The following is a 25,430-nucleotide window of genomic DNA, read 5'->3' on the forward strand; positions in this document are numbered from 1 at the left end:
TGACTGATGGGGCTCGAACCCACGACAACCGGAATCACAATCCGGGACTCTACCAACTGAGCTACAATCACCACTGATATCAATTCTACTAACCAATACGAAAGAACCACTACATGCCGAATGGTGCGCCCAGAAGGATTCGAACCTTCGGCCTTACCCTCCGGAGGGGTACGCTCTATCCAGCTGAGCTATGGGCGCTCGCCTTGGTTAGCGAGGCATATAATATGGATAAAACACCGCCGCGTCTAGCCCTGATTTGCATTTTTTAACTGACTGATTAACTTTTGACTCATTTTGGGTGACTATTTACTCATTTGCGATAGTTATTAACATTGTGCTCACATTTATTTCGCTTGGATAACAATTGAATTTATGGTAATAATAATGACTGTTCAACAATATTTTTCCAAATATTTTAATAGGATAGAGCAAGGAATATGGATACGGATATAAGTCACACAAAAACATCCTCAAGTGTTGAGCACCTACAAAAAAGGATTGCTCGCTTGAGAGGTCTGGCTAAAAAATATAAACGTTCCGAAATTATCCAAAATGCCCTCCTTGGTATTTCCAATATTGCGACGCAAGTAGCATCACTTGATGATTTTTACCAACGGGTGCATTTAAATTTACAACAACTTATTCCTGCAGAAAACTTTTTTATTGCATCGCAAGATCCCAAAACGGGATTGACCAGTTTACCTTTTTTTGCCGACCAACAAGATTCTCACCCCACAGAGCTCTATCCAGACCAAGAAATATCAGCGTTGCTTAATAGTGGCCTAACGGGTTATGTGCTTCGTAATGGTGAACCTTTATTATGTGACGATAATAAGTTTAATCAATTAATCGCCAGTGGCGACATTAAAAGCCTTGGATCGCCGTGCCATCAATGGCTCGGCGTACCCATCAAAAACCAAGATGTTGTCAGTGGCGTACTCGTAGTACAAAGTTATAACGAAGCCAATACCTATGGTGAACTTGAATTAGAACTAATGGGTTTTATATGTCACCATATTTCCGGCGTCATGGAGCGACTTCAACATCATCAACAACTTGAACAAGCCATTGTTGAACGGACCAAGGAACTCAGCCAAGCTTATGAAAAGGTTAAAATCGAAGTTAAAGAAAGGGTAAAAGCAGAAAAACTTCAACGAACGCTATTTGAAATAGCCGACCTGTCTGCATCAAATGTGCTGCAACAAGATTTTTACCCTCGTCTTCATAATATTATTAGCCAGTTAATCCCTGCACATAATTGCTTTATCTCACTGATTAACGATAATAATACGTTGTCGTTCCCGTTTTACGTGTCACAAATGGCAGCCGAATATCCCGCATCTCGCCCAATGCAGGATGGATTGACCGAGTACATTCTTGATCATAAGTTACCTCAGTTGTTATCCGCCAAAGATATTGCCCAAATGGTCGATAGAGGTGAAATCTATGCAAAATCACCAGAATTAAACAAAACCAATAGAATGCATCAATGGATAGGTATTCCATTGATCATTAATGGTGATATCGCGGGCGCGTTAACCATTTATAGCTTAGATGACGACCATATTTATCAATTGAAAGATTTAGAGCTACTGACATTTGTTTCCCAACACATGGCCAATGCTATTGAGCGTAAATTGGCGACTGAGTCGCTGAAAAATAGCCATGAGCAGTTAGAGGATAAAGTGGTTAAACGCACTCAAGCACTCGCTGAACTCAACAATAATCTTCAACAAGAGATAAATCAGCGCCGCAAAATTGAAGATCAACTGCTGCACGACGCGCAACATGATGGGCTGACGGGTTTACCTAATCGCAGCTATTTAATGGAGCGATTGTCACAAGCATTAAAACACTTGCGCCGTCATGGCTTAGATCAGTTTGCATTGTTATTTATCGATCTTGATAGATTTAAAGTGATCAATGATTCTTTTGGTCACTTAGAAGGCGATCGATTTTTAATTGAAACTGCGCAACGCATAAAGTCATGTATTCGCGACAACGATACTCTGGCACGAATGGGGGGAGATGAATTTGTCATCTTGCTTGACTCAATTAATGCTACTGAAGACGCTGTCGAAGTCTGCGAGCGTATTTTACAGACATTATCAATGCCCTATCAGCTAGCCAAACAAGAATTTATTTCTGGTGCCAGTATCGGGGTTGCATTTAGCGGGCGTAATAAATTGGTTACCAGTGAATCGCTGCTGCGTGATGCTGACGCCGCTATGTATCAAGCTAAAGCCAATGGCAAAGGCTGTTTCGTCATTTTTGATGACAAGCTCAGCGCTCAATCTCAGCAACAACATGCATTAGAAATTGATTTTAAGAAGGCTCTCGACCAGCAAGAGTTTCAGATACGCTACGTTGAAGTGGTCGACTTTACCACAGGTGAAATTATTGCTATCGAACCACAAGTTGAGTGGCATCACCCAGAACAGGGCATCATTGAACACGTAAAAATGAAACACTTAGCGGTACAATATCAACTAACGCTTAATTTAGATGGTTATATGTTTGCCCATTTAAACGATCAGTTTCAGTCGCTCAAACAACAATATGGTGCCGATGTTCATTTTCATTTATCGATTTGCAGCCAACACATTAAAAATAAATTTGTATTACGCAACCTTAAAAACACTATCAAAAACAGCAATATCGATTTAAGTAAGTTAATGTTGTTTTTCAACGAAAAAGCCTTAGTTCAAGACACTGAAAATCATATTAACGGTTTTGAGATCATCTCACAGTTAGGCGTGCTAATTGGCATTGATGGCTATGGTACAGGTTACAGCTCTCTAAGTTGTCTCAGCTTTTTACCCATTCAAGCATTGAAATTGGATGAAGACATTAGTAAACACTTACTTAATGATAAACAATTACAGTTAGTCAGGGCTTACCAACTCACCGCTGCAACCCTTCAGTTTGATATGTATGCTACTACCGTAGACACCCAGCAACAGGTTAGACAATTTTTAGCCTTGGGTTATGTCCGCGGACAAGGTCGTGCATTAAGTAAGTTATTTTGTGAAAAAAAGCCCTATATATCTTGTGCATGATCAATAAGCCAAACGGGTTCATGACTCTTTTTTAAACATGTCGCGTAAATTGGCAATATGACTTTTGCCGGTTTCCACCCGTTGTTGTTCAGTTTGCACCGGTTTGCGGTTTTCCCAAATGAGGTCATCTTGCGGTAACTCAAGTAAAAAACGACTGGGTTCGCAACGAATCGTTTCACCAAATTGACGTCGCTCACGGCATATCACAAACCATAATTCACGTTGTGCACGGGTTATCCCCACATAAGCCAGTCGACGTTCTTCATCGACATTTTCCTCATCAATACTCGATTGATGTGGCAAGATCCTTTCTTCAACTCCCACCATAAATACAAAAGGATATTCCAGTCCTTTAGAGGCATGTAAGGTCATTAACTGAACTTGATCGCCACCTTCATCCTCACTGTTACGTTCCATCATATCGCGCAGCGTTAATCGAGTGACCACTTCGGGCAACGTCATCGGTTCATCTAACTCATCACCTTCGAGCATTTCGGTAACCCAACGATACAATTCAGAAATGTTCTTCATGCGCATTTCAGCCGCTTTGGCACTGGTACTGGTCTCGTATAGGTAATCTTCGTAATTTATTTTACGGATCAATTGTTTAATCGCCTCAACAGGCTCGCCACGTGTTGCAACCTCTCCAGTATCAACAATAAACGTTCCAAACTGATACAAAGAGTTAACCGCCGCAGGCGCTAGATGATGGTTGAGCTCAACATCAAAAATCGCTTCAAATAACGAGATATGTTTTTGATTGGCAAAATGACCTAAACGCTCCAGTGTCGCAGGACCGATACCACGCTTGGGTAAGTTAACCACCCGCAAAAAGGCATTATCATCATCAGGGTTCACCACTAAACGCAAATACCCCATAATATCTTTAATTTCTGCACGAGAAAAAAAGGATTTACCACCACTAATCTTATAAGGAATACGGTTGGTAATGAGTGCCCGTTCAAGTAAACGAGACTGATGATTACCTCGGTATAAAATGGCGTAATCACCAAACTTGGTCCGCCCAACAAACTTATGCCGAATAATCTCCGCCACCACTCGTTCAGCTTCTTGTTCTTCGTTAGCGGCAATTAATATTCTTATCGGTTCACCATAAGCTAACTCACTAAATAACGCCTTGTCGTACACATGAGGGTTATTGGCAATCAAAATATTGGCGGCACGTAAAATACGTTGGCTGGAACGATAGTTTTGCTCTAATTTAATCAGTTTAAGCCTTGGATAGTCGGTCCCTAACAACACTAAATTTTGTGGTTTCGCGCCGCGCCAAGAATAAATAGACTGATCATCATCGCCCACCACAGTAAAACGTGAGCGTTCACCCACCAAGAGTTTCACTAATTCATATTGGCTGGTATTGGTATCTTGATATTCATCCACCAGCAAATATTGAATTTTAGTCTGCCAACGAGTGCGCACTTCTTCATTCATACGCAACAATAACGTTGGAATTAAGATCAGATCATCAAAATCGAGCGCATTATAAGATTTCATATGCTGAGCATACCGTTGGTACAACATGGCAAATAACTGGCTTTGCTCATCTTTTGCCATATTTTTCGCTTGCTGAGGGATCACTAATCCCCCCTTCCAATTTGATATCGCTGATGCCAAAGATTTGATTAGGTCTTTATCTTCATCTAATTCATCTTCAGTCAGTTCTTTTAATAAGGCGAAGGTATCTTGGTCATCAAACAAAGAAAAACCGGCCTTAAGCCCAAGCACTTTATGCTCGCGCTTAATAATTTCGAGTCCTAAGGTGTGAAAGGTTGAGATCCATAATCCACGGGCATCTTTTCGACCCATAGACTGAGCCACACGCTCTTTCATTTCACGAGCGGCTTTATTGGTAAAGGTGACGGCGGCAATATTGCGGGCTTTATAGCCACATTTTTCGACTAAGTAAGCAATTTTATTAATGATCACCCGTGTTTTACCACTCCCCGCGCCCGCGAGCACTAAGCATGGACCCGATACATAATGTACGGCTTCATTTTGCCCTGGATTGAGTTTCATTAATCATTACACCTTACTTAACCTTAAACGAAGACGGATCATAGCAGAATCACCTCGCGACGGTTAACGAAAATCACAGTTAGGTTTTGGAAAATCGCCGACCTCGGTTACAATTGAATCAATATATCAGTAGGGAATAATTATGATTAATCCAAAGAAAATAGAAGAGCTCGCTAAACAGCTTAGTGACAATCTACCTAACGGCGTAAAGCAATTTGCTGGGGAATTTGAAGAACGCAGTAAACAAATACTTCAAAACCAACTGATGAAATTGGATGTTGTTTCCCGTGAAGAGTTTGAAGTGCAGCAGCACGTGTTACTTAAAACCCGTGAAAAGCTTGAAGCATTACAAGCACAAGTGAATGAGTTAGAAAAAAAGTTAGCTGACTAACGACTAATTTCTAACAGGCATAAAAAATGACGCTATAAAGCGTCATTTTTATGATTACGCAAAACTGATGTTTTATTTTAGCGACTCTTCTAATGCACGTAAGCAAAGGGCGACGTTTTCACGACGAGCACTAAAGCCCATTAAGCCGATACGCCATGCTTTACCCGCTAATGCCCCTAAACCTGCGCCAATTTCTAAATTATATTCTTCCAATAAATGCTTACGCACTGCAGCGTCATCAACACCCTCTGGAATATATACAGTATTGAGTTGAGGTAAACGTGACGACTCTTCAACCACAAATTTAAAACCAAGTTGGGTTAGTCCATCACGTAATAATAGGTGCATTTTACGGTGTCTTGCCCACGCATTTTCAAGCCCTTCATTGGCAAGCAAACGTAAAGACTCGTGGAGCGCGTATAAGGCATTCACTGGAGCGGTGTGATGATAACTGCGCTTAGCGCCAGCACTATTACCCCAATAACCCATGACTAAAGTTTGATCTAAGAACCAACTTTGCACTTGGGTAGTACGGGCTTTTAGTTTCGCCACCGCTTTAGGAGAAAATGACACTGGTGATAAACCGGGTACACAAGATAAGCATTTTTGGCTGCCAGAATAAATCGCATCAATGCCCCACTCATCCACTAGCAATTCAACACCACCAAGTGACGTCACCGCATCGACAATGCTGATACAGTCATGCAATTGCGCCAAGGTACACAAGGTTTTGGCATCCGATAATGCCCCGGTTGATGTTTCAGCATGCACAAAGGCTAAAAATTTGGCATCGGGATGCGCCACAAGTGCGGTTTCAACTTTATCTGGGCATACTGGTTCACCCCATTCATTGTCGACCACAACGGCTATACCGCCAACGCGCTCAACGTTTTGGCGCATACGTTCACCAAACACCCCATTGCGGCACACAATCACCTTTTCGCCAGGCTCAACTAAGTTAACAAAGCAAGTTTCCATACCCGCACTGCCTGGCGCCGATACCGCTAAGGTCATTTCGTTTTTGGTTTGAAAAGCATATTGAATTAAGCTTTTTAATTCATCCATCATGCCGACAAAAAGTGGGTCAAGGTGACCGATAGTCGGTCGTGATTGGGCCGCAAGCACTTCGGGATACACATCAGATGGGCCTGGGCCCATTAGAATTCGGCACGGTGGCATAAAAGCTGGAATTGTTGGCACGGGTAACATCAATGTCTCCTTAAAATGAGGTCGAATACGCTAAATACTAATTACATTAATACGATTAGTATTACTAGCATATGGAAAAATTTACCCTACATATAAAGCAACCCCAATGACATGATGCCGCGACGGCATCGTATATTGGCGATTTGGAACACAGCCACGAATATTTTTTCGTTTTAGGCGCACTGACAATACCACATTGAGGCACTAAATCACCTCTGGAGGGTATTTTAACATCAATTACCGCTTCGCTTAGCGCTATTCAAAAATAACTGATATGCCGGACTGTGGGTTTCTTCTTGATAAACGAAACCTAAGTCTGTTAAAAACTGGGCAAACGCCACACCGTCTTTCTCCGGTACTTCAAAGCCGGCTAACACTCGGCCAAAGGCTGCGCCATGGTTACGATAATGAAATAAACTGATATTCCACTTGCTCTGTAAGGTGGTTAAAAACTTCAACAATGCCCCAGGATGTTCAGGGAACTCAAAGCTAAACAAGCGCTCTTCTAGCGGTTCAAGTGGATGACCACCGACCATATAACGCACATGCAGTTTAGCGGTTTCATCTTGAGATAAATCTTGAACTTCAAATCCTTCCAATTCAAGTTTAGCGATAATCTCGCTTAGCTCTGCTTGGCCCCCCGTAAGACGAATGCCGGCAAACACCACTGCAATGTCACGGCTACTAAAGCGATAGTTAAACTCGGTCATCACCCGTTTATCGAGTAACTGACAAAAGCGTAAAAAACTGCCTGGCTTTTCAGGGATTTTCACCGCTAACACCGCTTCTTTTTGCTCAGCTAATTCGCAGCGTTCAGACACATAACGTAAGCTATGAAAATTGACGTTTGCGCCACTCAAGATAGCCGCCACTTTTTTCGGTGCATCAACCGCATCGCCTTGTTGCGCCATGTATTTTTTAAGCCCCGCAATCGACAAGGCTCCGGCGGGTTCAGCTATTGCACGAGTATCTTCAAAAATATCTTTTACCGCCGCGCAAATTTCATCGGAAGTAACGGTAACCACCTCATCAACGTATTCACGCGCTAAGCGAAATGGCTCAGTACCAATGCGTTTAACCGCAACGCCATCAGCAAATAACCCCACTTGAGCCAATGTTACCGGTTCATCGGCTTCTAATGCCGCCTTTAAGCACGCCGCATCTTCTGGTTCAACCCCAATGATCCTCACTTGTGGCATCACCGCTTTATAATAGGCCGCAATACCGGCGATTAATCCACCACCGCCAACAGGCACAAACACGATTTCAATATCCCGTTGTTGTTGTACCATTTCTTGGGCAATGGTGCCTTGACCAGCAATCACCGCTTCATCATCAAACGGGGCGATATAAACACGCCCTTCTGTTGCCGACAGATTTTTAGCATACTCATTGGCTTGATCAAACGCTTGCCCATGTAGCACTACATTGCCACCTAAGCGTTTCACTGCATCAATTTTAATATCAGGCGTAGTACTTGGCATCACAATAACGGCATTAATACCGCGGCAGGCGGCAGACATCGCCACACCTTGAGCGTGGTTACCCGCAGACGCACACACCACGCCTTTATCACATTCATCTTGAGTTAACGCTGCGATACGATTGTAGGCACCGCGGATCTTAAACGAATGCACGGGTTGCATATCTTCACGCTTTAAATACACCTGACAACCAAAGCGAGCAGACAATTTATTCATGCTCGACAGTGGCGTCACTTTAGCGACATCATAAACAGACGACAGTAAAATTTTCTGCAAATAATAATGGGCTAAATCTAATTGAGTTTGAGACGCTAAAGCCAACATATTACCCCTCCAGCTTAGAACGATCACGAACAGCACCTTTATCAGCACTGGTCGCCAGTAATGCATAGGCTTTAAGTGCTAATGAAACATAACGCTCGCGAGAAACCGGTTTCCAACCTAACGGACCTTTGGCATCCATAGCATTGCGGCGACGAGTAATCTCTTCATCACGGACATTAAGTTGAATACTACGCTGAGGAATATCGATGGCAATTTGATCGCCATTTTCAATTAACGCAATAGTGCCACCTGACGCCGCTTCTGGTGATACATGGCCAATTGATAAACCTGAGGTGCCACCGGAAAAACGACCATCGGTGATTAATGCACATTTAGCGCCTAAACCACGCGATTTCAAATAAGTTGTTGGATAGAGCATTTCCTGCATACCTGGGCCGCCTTTTGGGCCTTCGTAGCGGATCACCACCACATCACCTTCAATCACTTCGCCGCCTAAAATGCCGGCTACTGCATCATCTTGGCTTTCATACACACGGGCATTGCCAACAAAGGTTAAATTAGACTCATCCACCCCTGCTGTTTTCACAATACAACCATCAACGGCAACGTTACCTGACAATACGGCTAGGCCACCTTCTTGACTAAACGCAAACTCACGCGAACGAATACAGCCATGTTCGCGATCATCATCGACACTGTCCCAGCGACAATTTTGACTAAATGCTTTAGTGGTTGGAATACCTGCCGGGCCAGCACTAAAAAAGCGAATAATGTCAGGGTCACTAGTCTGTTTAATGTCGTACTTGGCTAACACTGATTTTAAATCGCCGCCATCATCAGCGGCCACATGCGGCACATCGTTATGCAATAAACCCGCGCGGTCTAACTCACCTAAAATACCCATCACCCCACCAGCACGGTGGACATCTTCCATATGATATTGAGGCGTTGATGGCGCAACCTTACATAAATGAGGCACTAAGCGCGATATGCGGTCAATATCCGCCATGGTAAAGTCAATTTCGGCTTCTTGCGCCGCGGCCACTAAATGCAACACAGTATTAGATGACCCGCCCATAGCAACGTCTAATACCATGGCATTTTCAAACGATTTAAATGAGGCTATATTGCGCGGCAATGCTGTTTCATCGTCATGCTTGTAATAACGCTCAGCCAACTTCATTACACGGCGACCGGCTTCTAAAAATAATTCACGACGATCTTCATGAGTTGCCAGCATAGAGCCGTTACCTGGTAACGACAATCCCAGAGCTTCAGTCAAACAGTTCATTGAATTGGCGGTAAACATTCCCGAGCACGAACCACAAGTAGGGCATGCACTGCGCTCAATTTGCTTACTGTCTTCATCGCTGACATTGGTATCGGCTCCCGCTACCATCGCATCAACTAAATCAAGCTTAATAATTTGATCAGATAACTTAGTTTTACCCGCTTCCATTGGACCGCCCGACACAAAGACTACCGGGATGTTTAACCGCAACGCCGCCATTAACATGCCAGGAGTAATTTTATCGCAGTTAGAAATACACACTAATGCATCAGCACAATGGGCATTGACCATGTATTCGACGCTATCGGCAATTAACTCACGTGACGGTAGACTGTACAACATGCCACCGTGACCCATAGCGATACCATCATCTACGGCAATGGTGTTGAACTCTTTGGCAATACCGCCCGCTTCTTCAATGGCGCCGGCAACTAATGACCCCATGTTCTTTAAATGCACATGGCCAGGCACAAACTGAGTGAACGAATTGGCAATCGCGATAATGGGCTTACCAAAATCATTTTCTTTCACTCCAGTGGCACGCCATAGTGCGCGGGCGCCTGCCATGTTGCGGCCTTCGGTACTGGTTGCTGAACGTAATTTGGGCATTACAAATATCCTTGTTTACTACAGTGCTCGTTAGCGGTTTTTCCAATAACGACTAAATAATCTCTAACTAAATAGTATCTAACTAAATCGTGCTTGGCTCAATCGTAAGCGCTAGCCGTTGGCGACCTTGTTTAACGGTATCGCAGATAACACCTTACAATGAGTCACGTCGATTAATTTGTCTAACTGGGTACTCAGCAGTTCAATGGCACGTTCGGCCTCAACCCATAAGTCTACTGCCATGCTGGCATCGTCATTGATACGCACTTGCATTTGGGTGACTGTAAACCCACGATGGCGAGTAACACGTAGTAGGCGTTCAAGCACTTCAGGGCAATGTTGAACGGTTATTTCTAATGCATGCATCATGTTTGCTTCTCCATTTGATCCATCATTTCACTATTACTCGCACCCGGTGGTACTAAAGGCCACACGTTAAAGGCATCATCAATCGACACATGCAGCATGTAAGGACCACTACTGTTTAACATATCTTCTAATCCTTGCTCGACTTGATCGGCACGCGTTATCGTTCGACCTGGTATATCAAATGCTGATGCCATAAGGACAAAATTAGGATTATCAGATAAGTCTGTTTCACTGTAGCGCTCTTCAAAAAACAGTTGTTGCCACTGTTTAACCATACCGAGTTTTTGATTATCCATCAGTAGGATTTTTACCGGCAACTTACGGCGTTTGATTGTGGTTAATTCTTGAACGTTCATCATAAACGAGCCGTCACCAGAGACCGTGACCACAGTCGCATCGGGTCGCGCAACTTGAGCGCCAATCGCGGCGGGTAAGCCAAAACCCATGGTGCCTAAGCCTGCACTTGATAAGTGATCTTCAGGGCGACGAAACCACATGTGCTGCGCCACCCACATTTGATGTTGACCCACATCGCAGGCGACCACACTGTCTTCAGGTAATTTATTGGCTAAACGACGTAACATCGCTGGGGCATAAATTAACTCACCCGGATGTTGGTAATCCCATTGGTGCTTAAGAGATAACGCCTCAACATCTGCTTGCCACTGACCAATATCAAGCTGGCCAGTCACTGCGGCCGTTAATGCGGGTAACACCAAGCTCAACTCGGCTGCAATCGCTACGTCAGCTTGGCGTAACTTGCCGATTTCGGCAGCATCGATGTCTAAATGCAATACTTTGGCATTACTGGCAAAACTGGCAAGGCGACCGGTAACACGGTCATCAAAGCGTGCACCTACTACCATTAATAAATCGCATTCTTGCACTGCAAGGTTTGCGCCTTTGCCACCATGCATGCCCAACATGCCTAAATAACCTTTAGTACCATGTGCAATGCTGCCCAAGCCTTTTAAGGTCGCCACCGAGGGGACGCCTGTGGCGGCGATAAACTGACGTAAATGCGCAACCGCGCCAGCCATTCCAACACCACCACCGACATACAGCATAGGTTTTTTAGCCTGCTTAATTAACGCTGCTGCAGCGTCTAATTCACTGACTTGGGGTTGTAATTCATCGGTAACGCTTTGAAGCGGTGTTTTGTATTCTAATGAAGCCAGTTGGATGTCTTTTGGAATATCAACTAACACCGGACCAGGACGTCCTGCTGCGGCGATTTCAAATGCGCGATATAAGGTAGGAATAAGCTCATTGATGTCGGTGACCATAAAACTGTGTTTAGTGCACGACAACGACATGCCTAATACATCAATTTCTTGGAATGCGTCAGTACCAATCACACTGCTAGAGACTTGACCGGTTATGGCCACTAGCGGAACAGAGTCAAGCAGAGCATCGGCGAGTGAGGTGACTAAGTTAGTGGCGCCAGGACCGGATGTAGCAAAGCACACTCCTGTTTTACCACTCGCACGAGCATACCCCACCGCAGCAAACGCGGCGCCTTGCTCATGACGGCTAAGCAAGTGCTCTACCGGACCGCCATAAAGGGCATCGTAGATTGGCATAATCGCCCCACCAGGATAACCAAATACGGTTGTCACACCATGTGCTGCTAGTACTTTAATTACTGCATCAGCGCCGCGCATTTTCTGTACTGCTTCCATATGTTGCTCTCTACTTCGTCAATGTATCTGCTGCTCTACTGTGGAATGTTTAGGTCTTTTATTTTTACTTAGGGCTAAAACTAAAAAACCCCCGGTCCTTTCGGAGCGGGGGTTTTTGCAATCTGTGTGACTCTTAGGTCAGTCTAGTTGTCAAAACGCCACCCCCGCGGTGATTTAATAATCACTACGGTAATAATTTCGAGAATGAGTATGGTTGCGTGGTTTAACATATTATCGACTGTATCCTAGGTATCTTTGTTGATTTATTTAGTGGTATTTAACCACAACCTTTATGGCGTACTTAAATAAGTACCATAAAAGAATTACCCAATACAACTAAAAAATCTACTTTGTAAAAAAATTCAGCTTCCCTGCCGAGACAATGCAAACAACCACAAAAACTATAAGCGTGTTATTAAGTGACTAATCACTTGTTAATAATCAATTAACAATCAATTAACAACAGTCACTTAACAACAATCTAACGATTTGTTTTCCCAACAGCCCAATTGACAAGATGAACCGTACGATTGATGCCTGTCCGACAACATAAACATGCTGCAAACAACTAAGCGGGTACTTCACCCATCACTTTATACGTTAGCTCGCTTCAACAATACTCTTCATATCCGTCATGTAACCACGTAATTCAGCGCCGATAAACTCAACTTCTGTATTACGAATTTTTTCATTTACGTCGATTAAGCGAAGGTTATCAACACCAGTTGCTTGTTCCTTAAGACCGGCACCTAAGTACTCAGATGGCATAGCGTTAACATAATCACGTAGCATAGGCACTGCGGCATGGTTAAATAAGTAACAACCGTATTCAGCTGTATCTGAAATCACCACATTCATTTCATATAAACGTTTACGCGCAATGGTGTTGGCAATCAAAGGGGTTTCATGCAGCGACTCATAATAAGCCGATTCTTCAACAATGCCTGCGGCAACCATGGTATCAAACGCCAATTCAACACCGGCTTTGATCATCGCCACTAAGAAAATACCTTTATCGAAATAGGTTTGCTCGTCGATATACTCAGATGATACTGGGGCATTTTCAAACGCGGTTTCGTTAGTATCCGCTCTCCAACGCAATAAATTAGCATCATCATTGGCCCAATCTTCCATCATAGTGCGAGAAAACTCACCACTGATAATGTCGTCCATGTGTTTTTCAAACAATGGCTTAAGGATAACCTTTAACTCTTCAGCCATATCAAATGCTGTGATTTTAGCGGGGTTTGATAAGCGATCCATCATGTTGGTAATACCGCCGTGCTTAAGCGCTTCGGTTACCGTTTCCCAACCTTGTTGAATTAACTTGCCGGCATAACCCGGTTCGACACCGTCAGCCACCATTTTCTCGTAACCTAAAATGGCACCGGTTTGTAACATGCCACACAAAATGGTCTGTTCGCCCATAAGGTCAGACTTCACTTCAGCAATAAACGATGACATTAATACGCCTGCACGATCGCCACCAGTAGCACTGGCATAAGCCTTAGCAATCGCTAAACCGTCACTGTTTGGGTCGTTTTCTGGGTGCACGGCAATCAATGTCGGTACCCCAAAACCACGCTTATATTCTTCACGTACTTCTGTAGCAGGGCACTTTGGCGCAACCATGATGACAGTAATATCAGCACGAACTTGCATGCCTTCTTCAACAATATTGAAACCATGTGAATAAGATAAGGTAGAACCTTGCTTCATTAATGGCATAACCGCATTAACAACATTAGTATGTTGCTTGTCTGGCGTTAGGTTTAACACTAAATCAGCTGCAGGAATAAGCTCTTCAAAGGTGCCAACGGTAAAACCGTTATCGGTCGCTTTTTGCCATGATGCACGCTTTTCTGCTATTGCTTGCGGACGTAAGGCAAAAGAAATGTTCAGGCCTGAGTCACGCATGTTTAAACCTTGGTTAAGGCCTTGAGCACCACAACCTAAAATCACAATATTCCAATCTTTAATATAGTTGCAACCATCACTGAATTCAGTACGGTTCATAAACCGGCATTGTGCTAGTTGAGCTAATTGTTGACGTAAATTCAGAGAGTTAAAATAGTTAGCCATCTGATACCACCTATAAAATTTAGTAATTGGGGACACAACATCTTATAAGTCAGCGACCTTAAACGTTGTGATTAACGTCACTATAGCGCATGCATATGATTGCTTAAAATGATATATTCGGGACATCACGTTGCAATTAATGCAACATAGAATACATAACCTAATACTTAACCTAATGCGTGCTATAAGGTGCTGTGATGGATATTCGATCTCTTAAATTATATTTACACTTATGCGATAGCCTGCATTTTGCCAAAACAGCGGAGCAATCTCATGTCAGCCCATCGACATTAAGCCGCGCTTTACAGCGTTTAGAAGAGGAACTGGGCAGCAAATTGTTTGAACGAGACAATCGCAGTGTCACCATTACCCACGCAGGCATAGAATTTAAGCGTTTTGCTGAGCAGACATTATCGGAATGGACCCAACTGCGTAACCGTATCGACCCAAGTCAGCAGTTTTTACGCGGCAATCTTAATTTGTATTGTTCGGTTACCGCAGCTTATAGCCATTTACCGGCGCTGCTAGACCGATTTAGACGTGAGCATCCCCATGTCGATATCAATCTCAACACTGGGGATCCGGCTAATGCGGTCAATCAAATTCAAAAGAATCGCGCCGATATTGCCATTATTGCATTGCCTGATGCGTTCCCCGCCAGCTTGCATTTTACCCCGATTGATAAGGTGCCAATATCAGTTATTGCCCCCACAATGCCATGCCAAGTACAGCAATGGGTAAACCAAGCAAAAATTGATTGGGGAAAACTACCCTATATCGTGCCTGACCATGGTCCAGGCAGAAAAAGGATCGATTTGTGGTTTAAGCAAATGGGCATCAAACCCAACATATATGCTCAAGTTTCTGGCCAAGAAGCCATTGTCTCTATGGTCGCCTTAGGCTGTGGCGTTGGTATTAGCCCAGAGGCGGTGATCCACAATAGTCCGGTGCGAGAGCGTATTCAAATCTTATCGTCGCCAATCCCAATCCCCCCTTTTGAATTAGGCTGTTGCTGCAAAGAAAAACGCACCAATGATCCGATCATTAGTGCGTTCTTAGAGATTATTTAATGGGGCGAATATGAATTACTCAAGGTAATGGCGGTGCATCAATGTCTAAACGGGTAACCAATAGTTGGTCGACTTTGTAAGAATCAATATCAACCACCTCAAATTTATAACCCGCGTAATTGACAAAGTCAGTACGCTTGGGAATTTTACGCAGCATATACATCATAAAACCGGCAATGGTTTCGTAATTCTGATTATGTGGAAACACTTCAATATTAAATGCGCGCATCACATCGGTAATGGGCGTCACGCCATCCACTAACCAAGAATTACCATCACGGGCAACAATTTGCTCTTCACTTTCATGCAATGACCACGCGCCCATAACGGCACTTTGTAGATCGTTGGTGGTCACAATACCGACAACCAAAGCATACTCGTTCATCACCACCGCAAAGTCAGATCGATTATTCTTAAAATACTCCATCGACTCAGATAAGGTTAAGGTATCAGGAATAATTAAACAGTTATGTACAAGCGTGCTGCCTTTTAAGGTTATATCTTGCCCATTAATCACTCGGATAAGCAGCTCTTTTGCATCAACAAATCCTTTGATCATGTCCAGTTGACCATCACAAACGATAAACTTGTTATGCGGATTTTTAGCAATTTTTTGCTTGATGTCTTCTTCGGTATCTTGCAGTAAAAAATACACTAAACTTTCACGCGCCGTCATGGCCGAGGTCACCGACACAGACTGCATTTCAAACACGTTCTCCATCATTTGCTGCTCGCCTTTATCCATCACACCGGCTTCAGTGCCAGCGGTCATCATGGCGTAGATATCATCATGGGTCACTTGGTCATTACGCGCGGTAGGCACTTGTAATAATTTAAAAATAGCATTAGCCAAGCCATTAAAAATCCACACAAACGGTTTTAATACTTTAATGCATAGAATAATGGGCATCACAAAAGTAACGGCCACTTGCTCAGGGATCACCATTGCAATCCGTTTCGGCATCAAATCAGCGAATAGAATAAACAACGAGGTGACGGTAACAAATGAACACACAAAACTCAGCTGCAAGCCCCACTCATTGCCTAATAAAGGCAACAGTAGTTGTTCAAAATGCGGTCTAAAGGCCGATTCACCGACGATACCGCCCATGATAGCCACTGCATTAAGTCCAATTTGCACTACGGTAAAAAAACTGCCTGGATGCGCCTGCAGTTTCAGCACTTTAGCGGCACGTAAATCACCTTCATCAGCCATTAATTGCAAGCGCATCTTTCGTGATGCCGCGAGTGCAATTTCAGACATAGAAAAAAAACAACTTATGCCTATTAGGCACAAGATGATCAATAAATTATCAGAGAGGCTCATAGTTTACCTTTACCTGAGTACTAGCCAAAATATCAGGAATGTATGTACATATCTTTGTTGCAAAATGGACAAATGCAAGACCTCAGCCATTTATTAACATTAAAATTAATCTGGCTAACGGTGCAATACAGATAGAAATAACCAGTGGTGAAATATCATTATTGCGTTTCACGACAACAGACCAATTTATAATCAGTCCCCGCGAACGATAAAGCGACGGTATTCTACTCAACATCAGTGATTTAAACTAGCTTACAAAGCTAACTTTATCTGACTTATTTAGCCTTTATCACGCAAAAAAACACATCGCTGCTAGACTGTAGCAACCCATTCATTTGTATATTATTCAAACAAAAGGAATTGTTAATGGCGATAGCCTGTGTATTTACCCGAGCAAGCTGCGGTGTAGAAGCGCCGAGAGTGACTGTTGAAGTACATTTAAGCAATGGTTTACCGGCGTTTAATCTAGTGGGGTTACCAGAAACCTCAGTCAAAGAAGCCAAAGAGCGCGTCAGAAGTGCATTGATTAATGCAGGATTTGAATTTCCACAAAGACGCATTACCGTCAACCTCGCCCCAGCCGATTTACCTAAACAAGGTGGCCGCTATGATTTACCCATTGCGGTTGGTATTCTCGCGGCGTCAAATCAAATCCCAGCCAAAGCATTACACCAATGTGAGTTTGTCGGTGAATTGGCTCTTTCAGGTCAAATTCGCCCTTGCTGTGGATTGCTGCCTGCCATTATTGCGGCACGTAATGATCAGCACCATTTTTTTATGCCCATCGAAAACCGTCATGAAGCAGAACTCGTTGGTTATCATCACAGTTATTTTGTCGCCCACTTACAAAACTTGGCAGCCTTTTTACACGGCCAGGCACAATTACCGTTACTCGATACCTTACCCGAGTGGATTGAAGAGCAGCCTCTAGTATCATCATCACTTTGTATGAGTGATGTCATTGGCCAGTATCAAGCCAAGCAAGGGCTTGAAATCGCGGCAGCCGGAGGACATAACATGTTATTTATAGGCCCCCCAGGGACAGGGAAAAGCATGTTAGCCAATCGAATTATTCCGTTATTACCCCCGCTCACCTACGACGAAGCGATTGAAGTGGCGGCGATCCATTCTGTCGCCGGATTACATGTCAAACCACAAAACTTCCTTAACCGCCCTTTTCGATCGCCGCATCATACCTCCTCATCGATTGCACTTATTGGCGGCGGTAGCCACCCCAAACCAGGGGAAATATCCTTAGCGCACCGCGGGGTTTTATTTCTTGATGAAATAGCGGAGTTTCCTCGTAAGGTACTAGATTGTCTGCGAGAGCCGTTGGAAACCGGCCAAGTTGAAATTTCACGCGCTGCAGCAAAATTGACCTTTTTGAGTCGGTTTCAACTCATCGCCGCCATGAACCCAAGCCCCTGTGGCGATACTGAACGCGCGCGTTCAACGCCCGATCAAATTCAGCGATATTTATCACGTTTATCGGGGCCTTTTTTAGACCGCTTCGATTTAACCGTAGACGTACCCAAGCTTCCTGCCGGCACCTTAACCCAACAACACCAACCCAGTGAGTCTAGTGTTGAAATAGCCAAGCGCGTTAAACAAGCGCGCGATCAACAACTCAGCCGTTCTGGGGTATTAAACAGTGAATTAACCCCAAAGCAACTCAAGCAAGATGGGGGGATTACTCAAGCAGATCTGGCTTTTTTGGAACAAAGTGTCGTGAGCTTAGGATTATCTGTTCGCAGTTTTCATCGTATTCAACGCGTATCACGCACCATTGCCGACTTGCAGCAATCTCCTACCACTGAGCGCAATCACATTGCTCAAGCCCTTGGTTATCGGGCAATGGACCGATTACTAGCAAAATTGAATCAACAATAAACGTAATTTAACCTATCGTATTGATTGAGCAAATCAGCGACTCCTAGTAACATAGCCATCCGTTTAATAGGAGAGAAAAATGTCGCCGCTTTCGAAAATCAAAGGTTCAATTGCATTCTTATGCTATTTATTTAATACCATTTTTTGGACAATCCCCATCTTGATGTTCAGTATTGTAAAGTTGATCCCGATTGGCATTTTTCAAAAAGTCTGTAGTTATATTCTCGATAATTGCGCGACAGCATGGATAAGCACTAATACTATCATTGAAGACATTTTTCATCCGATGCGTATTCATGTCACTGGCGATCAATCGTTTTCTGAAAAAGAATGGTATATGGTCATTGCTAACCATCAATCATGGGTCGACATCCTCATTTTGCAACGAGTATTTAATCGCAACATTCCATTTTTAAAGTTTTTCCTCAAACAAGAACTGATCTTTGTGCCGGTACTCGGCCTAGCATGGTGGGCATTAGACTTTCCGTTTATGCGCCGTTACAGCACTGCACAATTGCGAAAAAACCCTAAATTGAAAGGCAAAGACATTGAAATTACTCGCAAAGCCTGTGAGAAATTTAAAACCAAGCCAGTCAGTATAATGAACTTTGTTGAAGGCACACGATTTAGTGTGGCTAAACATGATAAACAAAACTCTGCCTTTCAACACCTGCTAAAGCCTAAAGCTGGCGGGATGGCTTTTGCATTATCGGCTATGGGGGAGCACATAAATAAGCTCGTTAATGTGACCATCTATTATCCAGACATCGTTCCTACGTATTGGCAATATATTTGTGGCGAACTATCTGACGTTAGAGTGGATATCAAAATCACTGACATCCCAAAGAATATGCGGGGTGATTACCTAAAAGACCGCGAATTTAAAATCGAATTCCAAGAACAGTTAAATCAGCTATGGGTTGAAAAAGATCAACAGTTACAACAATTCATTACTGACGCAAAGCCAAAGGTATAACAACATATGCTGACTTTTTTACCTGGGCCGGTACTCTTTATAATCAGTTTGTCGCTATTGATCATCAATACCCTAGTATGGAGCTCATTGTTAACCATTGGCGGCGTGGCAAAATTATTACTGCCGTTCTTGCTTGCACGCAGACTATTAACCCGAATAATGAATCGTTTAATGTGGTCATGGGCCACATGTAACGGCGGCATTTTATATTTAATCTCAAATATTGAATGGGATGTAAAAGGGCTCGATAAACTTGACCCTAACGGCTGGTATTTACTGATCAGTAATCATGTCAGTGGCTTTGATATTGCCGCCCAAACGTACGTATTGCGTAACCACATTCCAATGTTGAAATTCTTTTTAAAAAAAGAACTGCTCTATGTGCCAATAATGGGCCTAGGTTGCTGGGCGCTGGACATGCCGTTTATGAACCGAACGAGTGCGGCTAAGCTGAAAAAGAATCCAAAATTGAAAGGTAAAGATCTTCAAACGACCCGCAAAGCCTGCGAACGTTTCAAACACATGCCAACATCGATTATTAATTATGTTGAAGGCAGTCGCTTTACCGAAGAGAAGCGTCTGCGTCAGAATTCACCGTATCGCCATTTATTACGCCCTAAAGCCAGCGGCATTGCCTTCACGCTATCTGCGATGGGCGAACAGTTTACCAGCCTGTTAAATATCACTTTGGTTTATCCAGAAACATCGGAAAAAGTACTGGCTAATGTCATGCATGGACGTACCAAAAAAGTGATTATGCGTGTTGAAGTACTCCCGGTGCCGCGAGTTGACCCACAGATCTATTTTTCAAGCCCGGAAACCCGTGTCGAATTTCAGCGCTGGTTAAATAGACTTTGGCTAGATAAAGATCAGCAAATTGATGACATAAAAAAAGCTTACCTACAGCAACAACGTAATCAAAGTGATTAAATCGTCAAAAAACCGACAAATGACGATTTTCTGTTGCGTTAAACGTGTAAAACTGTCAGTTTTAGAAGGAAAAAGAGTTTATCTATAACTCAATTCTTAAAATTAATTAACAACTGAATACGTAAGGTTTAATTTAGCGTTTTTTTGTTAATATAATTAGAATTTATCGCAGCCTTATCAATGAAGTTTTTATAGGTGAAATTTGAATTTTCGTGTATTCATGCTGTTAGCACACAGGCTAATATTGGTCATAATATTGATTTTTTCGGTGTCTGTTGCAGCACAAAAAAATGATCCTTATAACGGTCTAACCGAAGTAAAGTTTGACCACTTCGATACAGAAGGAGGCCTTAATCAAAACACGATTACTCGCCTGTTTATGGACAGTTCGGGGATGTTATGGATAGGAACTCAAGACGGTCTGCACGGCTATAATGGCGTTGAGTTTACCTTATACTTAAAACAACAAAAAAGCAGTAATTCTATATCGGGAGACTTGATCACCGACATCTTGCAATCGCCCGATGGGGATTTATGGGTAGGCACCTTCAATAATGGCCTCAATAGACTCAATCTCACTAGCGGAAAGTTCACTCAGTTCAAACAAAATCAAGGTTTAACAGAACTTCAGGTGACCCACCTTGCTGTCATTGGCGATACCTTATGGGTAGGAACACGTTCAGGTCTGTACATACTCTCCCTAAAAACAGAAAAAATTATTCCCGTCAGTTTAGCGAATAACATCACCCCTAATATTACCAGTATTGCCAATGTTGATGATAAGTACATTGTCGTCGGCACTGAATCTCATGGCACATTTTCCATTGATAGTAACACCATTATTCGGCTTGATATTCCCGTTAACAAGACAGTAAATCAAATCAAGTCAAGTTCAATTTATTCTGTTTGGCTGGCCATTGATAATCAAATTTGGCGCTACAATTTAGATACTCAACAAAAAGAACTGATATGGTCTAGTGATAATAATTATGGCAACAGCCGTAGGATTACGGACTTAGTGGTGATAAATGCCAATCAGATTTTTGCCATTGGAACTAATACAGGCCTGTTCCAACTCGACTTTATTGATGGTCAGTGGCACAGCAGAGTTTATAAGCATAATCCACAAAAACTCAATAGCATCAGTGCCAATACCCTACAAAGCTTAATGCTAGACCAAAACGGTACCCTATGGATTGGCACGGGGTATTCGGGCATCGATAAGCTTAATCTCAGCCATCAATACTTTAGCCACGTTTACGATGACCAAACCGATTCGTCAGGTATGGCAAACATGATCCGCACTATTTTTCGGGATACGCAGCAACGCCTGTGGATAGGCACCGATGGTGCTGGGCTCAAATATTTGGCCCCTCATGATAACCAATATCACTACATCAATGAGTTATTTGCACAGTCACTCGCGATACCAGTAGAACAATTATCGTTAACAGTGCATGACATTGTCCAAGATAAACAAGGTTTACTGTGGTTTGCCACCAATGTGGGACTATTTACCCTAGACAAGAATAACACCCTGCAGCAAATCAAACCTGCAAACGAACAGTTTCATGCCGATACTCAGATACGCAGTTTAGCCTTTGATGACAAAGATCGTTTATGGATAGCAAGCTCGCAAGGTTTGTATTTTATCTCTGAGTATACTAACCGCATGATGGCCTATAACTTCGGTTTTCAAGCTGACTTTTCGCCGTTCAAATACCAAATCATTAAGCTCTATTTTAGCCAAGGTTATTTATGGCTAGGAACAATGGGCGGAGTGGTAAGGCTCTCGGCTGAAGAACAAAAGCTCGACTTTCTAAATCATGATCCCGACAATCCACATAGCCTCAGTGACAACCGCGTTAGAGACTTTTTACTGGCCGAAAATGGCGACTTTTGGGTGGCCACTCACGGTGGTATAGACAAACTAACCCTAGAATACGGTACGTTTAAATTTCAACGAATGGACGTCAACGCTGATGGCAGTAGTAATACGGTTTACGCTATTTTAGAAGACGACAAACACGATTTGTGGCTAAGTACTAACTCGGGCGTTTCACGTTTTACCCCTAGTAATCAAAGCTTTATTTCCTATAACAAATTCGAAGGCCTGCAAGCTAATGAGTTTAATGGTGCGGCCAAGTTTAAAGAAGCAAACGGCACCTTATGGTTTGGCGGTATTCGAGGCCTTAACCATTTTAACCCTACCACTATTCCAATTCAGAGAGCCGAGAACAAACTGGCGCTGACAAAATACACTATTGGAGACACCCAGCACCCTATTCACGACTTAAGCCATGCTCCCCACATTACCATGCCTTATGAAAAGCAACTCATCAGCTTTGAAGTCGGATCGCTTAATTTTAGTTACCCTGAATTAAGCCGTTTTAGCTACTTTTTAGACGGTTATGATATCGATTGGCGTGAACTATCCCATGGGAACGAAATCACCTATACCAACTTACCACCAGGTGAGTACCGATTAATGGTTCGCCATGCATTAGGGACTAATAAATACAGTCAATACACCCTCAATGTGGATGTGTCAGTGGTGCCACCGATTTATATGACTCACGCGGCTTATGCACTGTATGTGACCGCTGGGTTATTATTTATTATTTGGTTTTTTGCTGCAAAACAGAAAAAGTTGGCTAAACAACGTGAGTTTGACAGCAGTATTCGCGCCTCTGAAGAGCGCCTAAAACTGGCGCTTTGGGCTTCGGGCGATGGCATGTGGGACTGGAATATCAAAGAGGGCAAAGTTTACCGAACCAACATAATTGAGCCGATGAATTTATCGTTAGAAGATCAATTATTGATTAAAAATATTGATCCAGAAGACAGGCCTCGAGTGCAAAAACTGCTTAACGATCATCTAAATGGTGACAGTGAGTTTTTTGAAGCCGAGTACCGCGTAGAAACCAAACCTGGAGAGTGGGCCTGGGTACTAGACCGAGGTCAAATTGTTGAACGAGATAAAAATAATATCCCAGTGCGAATGGCGGGCACTCATAAAGATATTACTAGCCGTAAGCTGACCGAAAACGAGTTAAAACTATCGTCACAAGTCTTGTTTAGCATGAATGAAGCGGTTGTCGTCGGCGAACTTGACTACCAAATACGTTCCGTTAATCCAGCTTTTAGCCGCATTACCGGCTTTAAACACCGTGATGTAGTCGGCAAGCATTTCTTATTTTTAACCATGGGTAAGCAGTCTCGCGAGTTTTATAACTCAGTTGAAGCCCAGCTCTTAAGACACAAGCATTGGGCCGGCGAAATACACATTCGAACTCGCGACCGTCGCGGTATCCTTGCATGGTTGGAAATAAACCAAGTTATTAATAACAAAGGTGAGACAAGTCATTTTGTGGCCGTATTCACCGATATTACCGCACGTAAAAAAGCGGAAGAAGATTTACGGGTACTGGCTAACTTCGATCCACTGACTGGATTGCCTAATCGTACGCTATTCCAAGACAGGCTCAATCAAGCGGTCACTAAAGCACATCGTTCAAATAGTATTGTGGCATTGTTATTTTTAGATCTTGACCGATTTAAACATATCAATGACTCAATGGGACACCACATTGGTGATTTACTGCTTAAAGCCGTCGCCCATCGCCTACAAAATGCGGTACGAGATGGCGATACCGTTGCACGTTTAGGCGGTGATGAATTTACCATTATTTTAGAAGGGGTAGCAAAAACGAAAGCCGCTACTATTATTGCTGAAAAAGTGTTAAATGCATTCCAAAGCCCTTATTTGCTTGACGATAAAATTCTGACTATCTCACCGTCAATTGGTATCAGTTTGTATCCTGAAGATGCAGAAGATACGACCTCGTTGATAAAATACGCTGATACCGCCATGTATCACGCTAAATCACTGGGCAGAAATAACTTCCAATTCTATACCAAACAATTAAACCAATATGCGACACGCTACGTCGAACTAGAAGCTGGCCTTAAAAATGCCATGCAAAACAATGAGCTATATTTAGTTTATCAACCTAAATACGATATAAAAACCGAAAAAATTATCGGCCTTGAAGCCTTAATGCGTTGGGAAAGCCCAGAACTTGGCTTGATTTCACCGGTTGAGTTTATCCCACTTGCGGAAGAAACCGGCATCATTAATCAGATTGGTCACTGGGCGATTAACCAAGCCTGTAGTCAGCTGGCACTATGGCACCAACAAGGCTTTGAGCATATCTCTGTTGCCGTTAACCTTTCTGCCAGACAGTTAAAAGTCGATATTATCTCGATGATAGAGGTCGCATTAGCAGTATCTGGGCTACCGGCAAGTGCCCTAGAGCTAGAATTAACTGAATCAATGATTATGGGTAACCCACAAGAATCAGTCACTGTGCTGTCACAACTCAAAGCCTTGGGGTTAACCATCGCAGTAGATGACTTTGGCACTGGATACTCAAGCTTAAGCTATTTGAAACGCTTCCCAATTGATACCTTGAAAATTGATCAAGAATTTGTGCGAGATATAACTGAAGATCCTGACGATGCAGCAATCACTAGCGCCATTATTACCTTGGCTCATAGTTTAGAACTTAAGGTTGTGGCTGAAGGGGTTGAAACCCAAGCACAATTAAATTTCTTACGTGAAGGAGGCTGTGATCAAGTGCAAGGCTTCTTGCTCAGCAAGCCATTGAACGCTGTTGATTGCCTGGTATTATTAACCAAAGACAAAGCTGCCATTAGTCATTTTTAAGACAAAATAA

Annotated in this window: 15 protein-coding genes and 1 tRNA gene; 7 read left to right on the top strand and 9 right to left on the bottom strand. The window is 43.1% G+C overall.

Features of this window, described 5'->3' with window-relative positions; all coding sequences use genetic code 11:
* Window positions 1-121 precede the first annotated feature (121 nt).
* A tRNA-Arg gene (locus tag AAEY93_RS17965) sits at window positions 122-198 on the bottom strand.
* A 239-nt stretch (window positions 199-437) separates the two neighbouring features.
* Here AAEY93_RS17965 and AAEY93_RS17970 point away from each other — a divergent pair.
* Window positions 438-3,059, top strand: a complete 2,622-nt coding sequence (locus AAEY93_RS17970; protein WP_351078795.1) for a sensor domain-containing phosphodiesterase — start codon at window positions 438-440, stop codon at window positions 3,057-3,059.
* Window positions 3,060-3,077: 18 nt separating this feature from the next.
* On the opposite strand, the gene rep is transcribed toward AAEY93_RS17970, so the two are convergent.
* Entirely contained in the window at window positions 3,078-5,096 is a 2,019-nt protein-coding gene (gene rep, locus AAEY93_RS17975) for a DNA helicase Rep (RefSeq protein ID WP_101033007.1), read from the bottom strand.
* Between the two features lie 142 nt (window positions 5,097-5,238).
* On the opposite strand from rep, the gene ubiK reads away from it, so the two are divergent.
* Entirely contained in the window at window positions 5,239-5,487 is a 249-nt protein-coding gene (gene ubiK / locus AAEY93_RS17980; RefSeq protein WP_101033008.1) for a ubiquinone biosynthesis accessory factor UbiK, read from the top strand.
* A 72-nt stretch (window positions 5,488-5,559) separates the two neighbouring features.
* On the opposite strand, the gene AAEY93_RS17985 is transcribed toward ubiK, so the two are convergent.
* The 6 genes from AAEY93_RS17985 to ilvC all read right to left on the bottom strand — a co-directional run bounded on the left by AAEY93_RS17985 (window position 5,560) and on the right by ilvC (window position 14,498).
* Entirely contained in the window at window positions 5,560-6,696 is a 1,137-nt protein-coding gene (locus AAEY93_RS17985) for a pyridoxal-phosphate-dependent aminotransferase family protein (RefSeq protein ID WP_351078800.1), read from the bottom strand.
* Window positions 6,697-6,929: 233 nt separating this feature from the next.
* The gene (gene ilvA / locus AAEY93_RS17990) at window positions 6,930-8,504 is read right to left on the bottom strand and encodes a threonine ammonia-lyase, biosynthetic (protein WP_101033010.1); all 1,575 of its coding nucleotides are present in this window, start codon (window positions 8,502-8,504) and stop codon (window positions 6,930-6,932) included.
* A 1-nt stretch (window position 8,505) separates the two neighbouring features.
* Window positions 8,506-10,365: a dihydroxy-acid dehydratase gene (gene ilvD / locus AAEY93_RS17995; protein ID WP_124013236.1), complete on the bottom strand. Its 1,860-nt coding sequence runs from the start codon at window positions 10,363-10,365 to the stop codon at window positions 8,506-8,508.
* Window positions 10,366-10,476: 111 nt separating this feature from the next.
* Window positions 10,477-10,734 carry an acetolactate synthase 2 small subunit gene (ilvM, locus tag AAEY93_RS18000; protein ID WP_101033012.1) on the bottom strand — a complete coding sequence of 86 codons (258 nt, stop codon included), beginning with the start codon at window positions 10,732-10,734 and terminating at the stop codon, window positions 10,477-10,479.
* Window positions 10,731-12,416, bottom strand: a complete 1,686-nt coding sequence (gene ilvG / locus AAEY93_RS18005) for an acetolactate synthase 2 catalytic subunit (protein WP_351078805.1) — start codon at window positions 12,414-12,416, stop codon at window positions 10,731-10,733. The genes ilvM and ilvG overlap by 4 nt, the downstream gene beginning before the upstream one ends.
* 600 nt (window positions 12,417-13,016) lie before the next feature.
* Complete coding sequence (gene ilvC, locus AAEY93_RS18010) at window positions 13,017-14,498, bottom strand: ketol-acid reductoisomerase (RefSeq protein ID WP_101033014.1); 1,482 nt, start codon at window positions 14,496-14,498, stop codon at window positions 13,017-13,019.
* Window positions 14,499-14,695: 197 nt separating this feature from the next.
* On the opposite strand from ilvC, the gene ilvY reads away from it, so the two are divergent.
* Complete coding sequence (gene ilvY / locus AAEY93_RS18015; protein ID WP_101033015.1) at window positions 14,696-15,568, top strand: HTH-type transcriptional activator IlvY; 873 nt, start codon at window positions 14,696-14,698, stop codon at window positions 15,566-15,568.
* Window positions 15,569-15,587: 19 nt separating this feature from the next.
* On the opposite strand, the gene paeA is transcribed toward ilvY, so the two are convergent.
* Window positions 15,588-16,895, bottom strand: a complete 1,308-nt coding sequence (gene paeA, locus AAEY93_RS18020; RefSeq protein ID WP_101033016.1) for a polyamine export protein PaeA — start codon at window positions 16,893-16,895, stop codon at window positions 15,588-15,590.
* A gap of 366 nt (window positions 16,896-17,261) precedes the next feature.
* On the opposite strand from paeA, the gene AAEY93_RS18025 reads away from it, so the two are divergent.
* The 4 genes from AAEY93_RS18025 to AAEY93_RS18040 all read left to right on the top strand — a co-directional run bounded on the left by AAEY93_RS18025 (window position 17,262) and on the right by AAEY93_RS18040 (window position 25,420).
* Window positions 17,262-18,785, top strand: coding sequence for a YifB family Mg chelatase-like AAA ATPase (locus tag AAEY93_RS18025; protein WP_101033017.1), 1,524 nt, complete (start codon window positions 17,262-17,264; stop codon window positions 18,783-18,785).
* A gap of 79 nt (window positions 18,786-18,864) precedes the next feature.
* A complete protein-coding gene (gene yihG / locus AAEY93_RS18030; RefSeq protein WP_101033018.1) occupies window positions 18,865-19,761 on the top strand; it encodes a 1-acylglycerol-3-phosphate O-acyltransferase, YihG family in 897 nt (298 codons plus the stop codon).
* 6 nt (window positions 19,762-19,767) lie between these two features.
* Window positions 19,768-20,691 (top strand): 1-acylglycerol-3-phosphate O-acyltransferase, YihG family, encoded by a 924-nt coding sequence (gene yihG / locus AAEY93_RS18035; RefSeq protein WP_101033019.1) that lies wholly within the window; start codon window positions 19,768-19,770, stop codon window positions 20,689-20,691.
* A 220-nt stretch (window positions 20,692-20,911) separates the two neighbouring features.
* Window positions 20,912-25,420 carry an EAL domain-containing protein gene (locus tag AAEY93_RS18040; protein WP_502959335.1) on the top strand — a complete coding sequence of 1,503 codons (4,509 nt, stop codon included), beginning with the start codon at window positions 20,912-20,914 and terminating at the stop codon, window positions 25,418-25,420.
* Window positions 25,421-25,430: the final 10 nt, after the last annotated feature.

The sequence above is a fragment of the Shewanella sp. CAL98-MNA-CIBAN-0140 genome, assembly GCF_040309905.1.
GTDB classification, from domain to species: Bacteria; Pseudomonadota; Gammaproteobacteria; order Enterobacterales; family Shewanellaceae; genus Shewanella; species Shewanella psychromarinicola.

What these genes read in the sequence shown, in the direction of transcription:
- ilvA (WP_101033010.1), bottom strand. Translation starts at nt 8,504, where the DNA reads ATGTTGGCTTTAGCGTCTCAAACTCAATTAGATTTAGCCCATTATTAT.
- ilvD (WP_124013236.1), bottom strand. Translation starts at nt 10,365, where the DNA reads ATGCCCAAATTACGTTCAGCAACCAGTACCGAAGGCCGCAACATGGCA.
- ilvG (WP_351078805.1), bottom strand. Translation starts at nt 12,416, where the DNA reads ATGGAAGCAGTACAGAAAATGCGCGGCGCTGATGCAGTAATTAAAGTA.
- rep (WP_101033007.1), bottom strand. Translation starts at nt 5,096, where the DNA reads ATGAAACTCAATCCAGGGCAAAATGAAGCCGTACATTATGTATCGGGT.
- yihG (WP_101033019.1), top strand. Translation starts at nt 19,768, where the DNA reads ATGCTGACTTTTTTACCTGGGCCGGTACTCTTTATAATCAGTTTGTCG.
- AAEY93_RS17970 (WP_351078795.1), top strand. Translation starts at nt 438, where the DNA reads ATGGATACGGATATAAGTCACACAAAAACATCCTCAAGTGTTGAGCAC.
- ilvY (WP_101033015.1), top strand. Translation starts at nt 14,696, where the DNA reads ATGGATATTCGATCTCTTAAATTATATTTACACTTATGCGATAGCCTG.
- ilvC (WP_101033014.1), bottom strand. Translation starts at nt 14,498, where the DNA reads ATGGCTAACTATTTTAACTCTCTGAATTTACGTCAACAATTAGCTCAA.
- ubiK (WP_101033008.1), top strand. Translation starts at nt 5,239, where the DNA reads ATGATTAATCCAAAGAAAATAGAAGAGCTCGCTAAACAGCTTAGTGAC.
- AAEY93_RS18025 (WP_101033017.1), top strand. Translation starts at nt 17,262, where the DNA reads ATGGCGATAGCCTGTGTATTTACCCGAGCAAGCTGCGGTGTAGAAGCG.
- AAEY93_RS18040 (WP_502959335.1), top strand. Translation starts at nt 20,912, where the DNA reads ATGCTGTTAGCACACAGGCTAATATTGGTCATAATATTGATTTTTTCG.
- AAEY93_RS17985 (WP_351078800.1), bottom strand. Translation starts at nt 6,696, where the DNA reads ATGTTACCCGTGCCAACAATTCCAGCTTTTATGCCACCGTGCCGAATT.
- yihG (WP_101033018.1), top strand. Translation starts at nt 18,865, where the DNA reads ATGTCGCCGCTTTCGAAAATCAAAGGTTCAATTGCATTCTTATGCTAT.
- ilvM (WP_101033012.1), bottom strand. Translation starts at nt 10,734, where the DNA reads ATGATGCATGCATTAGAAATAACCGTTCAACATTGCCCTGAAGTGCTT.
- paeA (WP_101033016.1), bottom strand. Translation starts at nt 16,895, where the DNA reads ATGAGCCTCTCTGATAATTTATTGATCATCTTGTGCCTAATAGGCATA.